This is a genomic window from Arthrobacter sp. B2a2-09, from assembly GCF_027587375.1.
In the GTDB taxonomy this organism is placed as follows: Bacteria; Actinomycetota; Actinomycetes; order Actinomycetales; family Micrococcaceae; genus Arthrobacter.
In genome coordinates, this window is the sequence record NZ_JAMXIC010000093.1 from 1 (window position 1) to 488 (window position 488).

Annotated in this window: 1 pseudogene; it reads left to right on the plus strand. The window is 68.6% G+C overall.

Annotated features, from left to right (window positions below):
• Nucleotides 1–488, plus strand: a pseudogene (locus NFJ07_RS25670) (DUF3417 domain-containing protein); the annotation flags it as partial.

Here is a 488-nt window from a genome sequence, read left to right on the forward strand (position 1 = left end):
CCCGCGGTCTTCAACATGGCCGTCATGGGCCTGCGCCTGGCGCAGCGGGCCAACGGCGTGGCCAAACTGCACGGCGTGGTCTCCCGCGAGATGTTCTCCGGGCTCTGGCCAGGCTTCGACCACTCCGAAATCCCCATCACTTCGGTCACCAACGGCGTCCACGTTCCCACCTGGGTGGATCCGCGCATCTCTGCCTTGGCCCGCCAGCAGTTTGGAACCGAGGCCGAGGCCCTGGGCCGCTGGGATCTCGCTTACAACGTCAGCGACGAGGACGTCTGGACGCTGCGACGGCAACTTCGAGTGTCCCTCGTGGAGGATGTCCGGCGTCGGCTCCGGGCAGCGTGGAAGAAGCGCGGCGCGGCCGATGCGGAGCTGGGCTGGACCGATACCGTGCTGGACCCGGACGTGCTGACGATCGGCTTCGCCCGGCGGGTGCCCACCTACAAGCGCCTGACCCTGATGCTCCGGGACCCGGCCCGGCTGAAAGC